This window comes from Dyella sp. C11 (assembly GCF_003121485.1).
GTDB lineage: Bacteria > Pseudomonadota > Gammaproteobacteria > Xanthomonadales > Rhodanobacteraceae > Dyella.
Genome location: NZ_QAVX01000009.1, coordinates 167,606 through 174,168 on the forward strand (window position 1 = coordinate 167,606; position 6,563 = coordinate 174,168).

The window sequence follows — 6,563 nt, forward strand, 5'->3', positions numbered from 1 at the left end:
TGGAGCTTCCCATGTCATTTGAATCGCTGGGCCTTGCGCCCGCGTTGTTGCGTGCGCTTGCCGAACAGGGCTACGCCGAACCCACTCCCATCCAGGCTGCCGCCATTCCGATCGTGCTGGAAGGTAGCGACCTGCTCGCCGCCGCGCAGACCGGTACTGGCAAGACGGCCGCCTTCTCGCTGCCGCTGCTGCAACACCTCTCGCAGTCCGGCCCGGCCGGCACGCGTCGCCCGAAGGCACTCGTGCTGACGCCGACCCGCGAACTCGCCGCCCAGGTGCACGACAACCTGCGCGACTACGGCAAGCACCTGCGCATCAGCAGCACCACCATTTTCGGTGGCGTCAGCATGGGCCCGCAGATGCAGGCACTGCGTCGCGGCGTCGACATCGTCATCGCCACGCCGGGCCGCCTGATCGACCACATGCAGCAGCGTTCCATCGACCTTTCGGGCGTTGAAGTGCTGGTGCTGGACGAAGCCGACCGCATGCTGGACATGGGCTTCCTGCCGGCACTGAAGCGTGTCCTTGCCGCGCTGCCCCGCCAGCGCCAGACGCTGCTGTTCTCCGCCACGTTCGCACCGGCCATCAAGCAGCTCGCGATGCAGTTCATGCATCAGCCGCGCGAAGTGTCGGTGACGCCGGCCAACAGCGTGGCCACCACGGTGACGCATCACGTGCATCCGGTGGATGCCGCCAAGAAGCGCGACCTGCTGCTGCACGTGCTGTCGCAGGACAGCCGTCGCCAGACGCTGGTCTTCAGCCGCACCAAGCACGGCGCCGACAAGCTGGTGACGTTCCTTGGCGTGGCCGGCATGCGCGCCGCCGCCATCCACGGCAACAAGAGCCAGAACGCCCGCACCCGCGCACTGAGCGACTTCAAGAGCGGACGCGTGACGGTGCTGGTGGCGACCGATATCGCCGCGCGCGGCATCGACATCGACCAGCTGCCGATCGTCATCAACTTCGACCTGCCGATGATCGCGGAAGACTACGTGCACCGCATCGGCCGCACCGGTCGTGCCGGCGCCGACGGCATGGCCGTGTCGCTGGTGAGCCACGAGGAAGCCGGCCTGCTGCGCGACATCCGCAAGCTGCTCAAGCAGGACATCTCCGTCAGCGACGTGCCGGGCTTCGAGCCTTCGCACCCGCTGCGCACCGACGCCAATGCGCCCAAGCCGGTGCAGGGCCAGCGCCAGGCGCGCCCGGCCCGTCCGCAGGGTGGTCGTCCGCAAGGCGCCCGTCCGCAGGGTTCGCATCGCCCGCACGGCCATGGCTCCGGTCATGGGTTTGGCGGTGATCGTGATCGTCCGGCGGAAGGCAACCGCAAGCGCCAGCGCCGTGGCCGTCCCGCCGCCAAGGCGTGACCTTCGGCATTCGGCCATCCAAACGTCTGACCTAGACGGATGGGCTTAGGCGTTCCGGCAAATATCCCCGGAGCGCTTCGCCAACCATGATCCGGGCCTTCCGCATAGCAGGAAGGCCCCTCATGAAAACCCCACTGATCTGGCTGTTCGCCGCGTTGCGCATCGCTTTCGGCGCGCTGTTCGTCTTTGCCGGCCTGAACGACCTGCTGCATTTCTGGCAGCCGCCCGCACCGACCACGTCGCAATCGCAGCTTTTCCTGGATGGCCTTGTCGCCTCCGGCTGCATATTTCCCGTGCTCGGCGTGGTCTTCACGATCAGCGGATTGTTCCTGCTGGCCAATCGTTTTGTGGCGCTGGGCCTGGTGATGCTGGCTGCGCCGGTCGTGGTGATCTTCAGCTATCACGCAGTGATGGAACATCACCTGGCGGGTCCTGGACTGGCGCTGTTGATCGTGCACCTCATCCTGTCATGGCAACAGCGCGCCACGTTTGCCGTGCTGTTGCGCCCGACGCCTGCACCCGCCGTGGACAAGCTAATCGTCGCGAACGCGTGACGTGAGGATGTGGTCCTCCCACACACCGGCAATCTGCAGGTAGCGCTTCGCGTAGCCTTCGCGCTCGAAACCCAGGCGCTCCAGCAGTTTGCCGCTGCGGTCGTTGCGCGGCATGTAGTTGGCCATCACGCGATGCATGTCCAGGTCGCGAAACGCCCACGCCAGGGCCGTCTCGAGTATTTCCTGCATCAGTCCCTGCCCCTGTCGGCGCAGCGCGATGCTGTAGCCGAGGTGGCAAGCCTGGAAGGCACCGCGCACCACGTTCGCAAACGTGAAACTGGCCAGGATCTCCTGCCCCGACAGATCCATGGCGAAGAACGGATACGCGCGATCCAGCCGCGCGGCCTCGCGGGATTCGGCCAGCGTCTGCACGCAATGATCCAGCGTGTAGTACGCCTCGTCCCTCAGTGGCTCCCAGGGCGCCAGATGCTCGCGATTCTGCTCGCGATAACGCAGCAGCTTCCACGCATCGGCCACATCCACCAGCCTGAGCACAGCGCGTGGCGTGGTGATGGGACGCAGCAGATTCACGGGCAGCCCAGCGCGCTGGCGTGATGGCGCAGGTGATCCTCGATGAACGTGCTGATGAAGTAGTAACTGTGGTCGTAACCCGCGTGCCGGCGCAGCAGCAGCGCCTGGCCACCTTCCGCGCAAGCCTGGTCGAACAGTTCGGGCTTCAGCTGCGTGGCGAGAAAACCATCGGCCTCGCCCTGGTCGATCAGGATGGTGCCGTCGAAGGTCTGCCTGCGCACCAGCTCGCACGCGTCGTAATCAGCCCAAGTCTTGACGTCGTCGCCGAGATAGCGCGGAAACGCCTTCTGTCCCCACGGCACCTGGCTCGGTGCAACGATGGGCGCGAATGCCGAGACCGAGCGGTATTTTTCGCGGTGACGCAACGCGATGGTGAGCGCGCCATGTCCGCCCATCGAATGCCCCATGATGCCGCTGCGCGAAATATCCGCGGAAAAGTGTTCGGCAATGAGTGCAGGCAGTTCGTCCACTACGTAGCTGTGCATGCGAAAGCGCGACGACCACGGTGCCTGCGTGGCATCAAGGTAGAAACCCGCGCCCTCACCGAATTCCCAATCGCCCGTGGCGCCATCGAACCCCGTTTGACGCGGACTGGTATCCGGCATCACCAGGATCAGGCCCAGTTCGGCCGCAACACGCTGCGCACCGGCCTTGATGGTGGCGGTTTCTTCCGTGCAGGTAAGGCCGGCAAGGAAATACACCACCGGACACTTTTCCTGCGCAGCCTGCGGTGGCTGAAACACCGCAAAACGCATCGTGCCACCGCAACTCGTCGATTCGTGTTTGTAGAACCCTTGAACGCCGCCGTGGCAGCGCTGCTCGGAAATGGTTTCGATCCCTGTCATGCCTGTTCCCTGTGAAGTACCCGGCCACCCATGATAGTGCGCTTGCTCAGCGCTCCTGATCCGTGGGTCGCATCAACACTTCGTTGATGTTGACGTGCGACGGCCGCGACACGCAGAACACGATCGCATCCGCCACATCGACGGACTGCAGCTGCCGCATGCTGTCGGCCCAGGCGTTGAGGTTGTCCTTGGTCTGCGCGTGACCGATGTGCTCGCGCAACTCCGTTTCCACCACGCCGGGTTCGATCACCGTGACGCGGATGTTGTGCTGGTACACCTCGCGCCGCAGCGCCTCGGAAAAGGCCACCACACCGAACTTGGTCGCCGAATACGCCGCCGCGTTGGGATTGGCGACGCGACCCGCCGTCGACGAGATATTCACGATATGGCCATCCCGACGCACCCGCATGCCCGGTAGCGCGGCCTGCGTTGACGCGATAAGGCTGAGCACATTCAGCTCCAGCATGTGACGCCAGCGCCCCAGATCCGCTTCTTCCACCGGCTCCAGGTACATCACGCCCGCATTGTTCACCAGGATGTCCAGCCGTCCGTAATGCGCCTCGGCTTCGGCCACGATGCGCTTGGCTTCATCTTCCCGCGCCAGATCAGCCACCAAAACGATAGGTTCGGCGCCCAACGCCGTCAGCTGGGCGGCCAAGGCCTCCAGTCGGTCACGGCGGCGCGCTGCAATGGCGACCTTGGCGCCCTGCTGCGCAAGACCCAGCGCAGTGGCCTCGCCGATGCCGGAAGAAGCGCCCGTCACCAGCGCCACGCGACCATCAAGACGTCCAGACATGAATATTTCCTCGTCGATTCGGTATCGCCCGTACAAAAATCCCGGTGAGGGCGGGCCAGCCTGTTACAATAGCGTCATTCTCCCGCATGCCGCTGTGCATGCCATGTCGAGGTTCCCCATGTCCTCCCCGTCTTCCGATTCCCAGCCGGCAGCCGCCGGCTTTGCTGCGCTTGGCCTTCATCCGGAGCTGCTACGCGCACTTGCCGACGTTGGCTACGAATCGCCCTCGCCTATTCAGGCAGCCACCATTCCGCCGCTGCTGGAAGGCCGCGACGTGCTCGGCCAGGCGCAAACCGGTACCGGTAAAACGGCCGCGTTCGCGCTGCCGATCCTCTCGCGCATCGACCTGAAGCCCGGCAAGCCGCAAGCGCTCGTGCTCGCACCGACGCGCGAACTGGCCATCCAGGTGGCCGAAGCATTTCAGCGCTATGCCACGCACATGCCAGGGCTGCAGGTGCTGCCGATCTACGGCGGCCAGAGCTACGGCCCGCAGCTGCATTCGCTCAAGCGCGGCGTGCAGATCGTGGTCGGCACGCCCGGTCGCGTCATCGACCATCTGGAACGCGGCACGCTGGATCTTTCCGAGCTGAAATTCCTCGTGCTCGACGAAGCCGACGAGATGCTTCGCATGGGCTTCATCGACGACGTCGAAAAAGTGCTGCAGGCGACGCCGCCCGAGCGTCAGGTGGCGCTGTTCTCCGCCACCATGCCGGCGCAGATCCGCAAGATCGCCCAGCAGCACCTGAAAGAACCGCGTGAGGTGACGATCAAATCGTCCACCACCACGGCAGCGAACATTCGCCAGCGTTACTGGTTCGTCAGCGGCATGCACAAGCTCGATGCCATGACGCGCATTCTCGAAGCCGAACCGTTCGACGCGATGATCATCTTCGCGCGCACCAAGTCGGCCACCGAAGAACTCGCCGAAAAGCTGCAGGCACGGGGCCTCGCGGCTGCCGCCATCAATGGCGACATTGCGCAGGCACAGCGCGAGCGCGTGATCCAGCAGCTGAAGGACGGCAAGCTCGACATCCTCGTTGCCACCGACGTGGCCGCGCGCGGTCTGGACGTGGAACGCATCAGCCACGTGATGAACTACGACATCCCGTACGACACGGAAAGCTACGTGCACCGCATTGGCCGCACGGGCCGTGCCGGTCGCAGCGGCGAAGCCATCCTGTTCGTCACGCCGCGCGAAAAGGGCATGCTGCGCGCCATCGAACGCGCCACGCGCCAGCCCATCGAAGAGATGAAGCTGCCGACGGTGGAAGCAGTCAACGATGTGCGCATCGCCAAGTTCAAGCAGCGCATCAGCGACACCATCGCCGTGGGCGAGCTTGAACTGTTCCAGCAGCTGATCGAGCAGTACGAGCAGGAACACAACATTCCCGCCATCGAAATTGCCGCCGCACTGGCACGCATTGCACAAGGCAACCAGCCGCTGCTGCTGACGCCGCCGCCCAAGCGCGAGTTCACGCCGCGCGAACCAGGTCGCGACCGCGAGCACAGCCGTGATCGTGGCGATCACGAACATCGTGGTGAACGCGAACATCGTTCGCGCGACCGCGACGCCGGTCCGCGTGACTTCACCCCGCGCCCGGTGCGTCCGCACCACACGGAAGAAGGCAAGCGCACCTATCGCGTGGAAGTGGGCCATGAGCACGGCGTCAAGCCGGGCAACATCATCGGCGCCATCGCCAACGAAGCCGGCCTGGAAAGCGGCCACATCGGTCGCCTGAGCATCCGCGGCGAATACAGCCTGATCGACCTGCCCGACGGCATGCCGGGCGAAGTGTTCCAGCACCTGCAGAAAGTGTGGGTGAGCCAGCAGCAGCTGCGCATCAAGGAATGGGACGGCGACGACAGCGGCGCCAACGATGCCGCGCCGCGTCGACCGGGTGGTTTCCGTCCGGGTGGCGGCGGTGGCTTCAAGAAGCACGGTGGAAAGCCGCGACCGCAGGGTCACAGCGGTGGCAACAAGGGGCCGCGGCGCAGCAAGTAAGCGCGAGTGGCGGTTTCGCTTCGCACGGGCTGTTCGGAACGAATGGCCTGCGCGAAAAAGTAGATGACGAAGTGAGTGCCGGGTTCGCCCGGCACTCATTTTTTTTGCGTGTTGTTTGACGAGCCCCGTTACGACGCGACAACGAGCAACCACACCCTTTGCTCCCTCTCCCCTTCGGGGAGAGGGCTGGGGTGAGGGGCCAACCTGGCCACTCTCTTCCCAACCTCGGTGCTACGAAAGCAGGAGCGCAGCGACCTGCCAAGCGATGCGATGTGCAGCAAAGCTGCACGAGCCGTCGTGCGTGGCTTTTGATCTTGGGCCCCCTGTGCGGCGGTGAGGGGTGGACGAGCAGGCCCCGCAGGGGTGCCTGACATGGATGTCAGGCACTTTTCGCCCGGGCAGGAGCCCGGTCGAAAAGCCCGGCCGCCCCTCACGGACTGGCTGGGCTGCAAGCCCAGACAGCGCCAAGTG

The 6,563-nt window shown here is 64.9% G+C and carries 6 protein-coding genes; 3 read left to right on the forward strand and 3 right to left on the reverse strand.

The features are described from left to right. Nucleotides 1-11: 11 nt before the first annotated feature. Complete coding sequence (locus tag DK366_RS10985; RefSeq protein ID WP_109125594.1) at nt 12-1,364, forward strand: DEAD/DEAH box helicase; 1,353 nt, start codon at nt 12-14, stop codon at nt 1,362-1,364. 122 nt (nt 1,365-1,486) lie between these two features. Continuing rightward, nucleotides 1,487-1,918: a hypothetical protein gene (locus tag DK366_RS10990; protein ID WP_109125595.1), complete on the forward strand. Its 432-nt coding sequence runs from the start codon at nt 1,487-1,489 to the stop codon at nt 1,916-1,918. On the opposite strand, the gene rimJ is transcribed toward DK366_RS10990, so the two are convergent. The 3 genes from rimJ to DK366_RS11005 are packed head-to-tail and all read right to left on the reverse strand — an operon-like array spanning nt 1,898 to nt 4,090. Continuing rightward, on the reverse strand, nt 1,898-2,449 hold the full coding sequence (gene rimJ / locus DK366_RS10995; protein WP_109125596.1) for a ribosomal protein S5-alanine N-acetyltransferase: 552 nt from the start codon (nt 2,447-2,449) through the stop codon (nt 1,898-1,900). The genes DK366_RS10990 and rimJ overlap by 21 nt on opposite strands. After that, entirely contained in the window at nt 2,446-3,294 is an 849-nt protein-coding gene (gene fghA, locus DK366_RS11000) for an S-formylglutathione hydrolase (protein WP_109125597.1), read from the reverse strand. Before fghA ends, rimJ begins: the two co-directional genes overlap by 4 nt. Nucleotides 3,295-3,340: 46 nt before the next feature. After that, on the reverse strand, nt 3,341-4,090 hold the full coding sequence (locus DK366_RS11005) for an SDR family NAD(P)-dependent oxidoreductase (protein ID WP_109125598.1): 750 nt from the start codon (nt 4,088-4,090) through the stop codon (nt 3,341-3,343). Nucleotides 4,091-4,208: 118 nt separating this feature from the next. On the opposite strand from DK366_RS11005, the gene DK366_RS11010 reads away from it, so the two are divergent. Continuing rightward, nucleotides 4,209-6,092, forward strand: a complete 1,884-nt coding sequence (locus DK366_RS11010; protein ID WP_109125599.1) for a DEAD/DEAH box helicase — start codon at nt 4,209-4,211, stop codon at nt 6,090-6,092. The last annotated feature ends 471 nt before the right edge of the window (nt 6,093-6,563 follow it).